Genomic DNA, 253 nt, shown 5'->3' with positions numbered 1-253 from the left:
CCTGCATACAGTGCGGTGAATGACCTTTTAGAATGAGCCTGGCCCACTCCAGCGCCGGAGAATAATGTTGCATGTGGCGATCGAGGTGAATCTGTCGGAAAGCCATATCAATATTGCCGATCCCGGGGATGGGCTCAAATAGCGCTTGTAGACGATTCAATTTCTGCAGCAGCGCGGGGCTACTGGTGTAGCCATACACCTTATCGATCGCGGTTTTTAGCAATCTGTTTTCAAGCCGCTCGACGCGGTATTC

General features: G+C 51.8%; 1 protein-coding gene. It reads right to left on the bottom strand.

The window, feature by feature from the left end:
• Positions 1-253, bottom strand: a 253-nt coding sequence (locus HWD93_RS18650; protein WP_261647626.1) for an McrC family protein, incomplete at both ends; no start/stop codon positions are given.

The organism is Curtobacterium sp. C2H10 (assembly GCF_025407985.1).
Lineage (GTDB): Bacteria > Actinomycetota > Actinomycetes > Actinomycetales > Microbacteriaceae > Curtobacterium.
The sequence above is the reverse complement of the archived record's forward strand: the minus strand, read 5'-3'. Positions and strand labels throughout refer to the sequence as shown.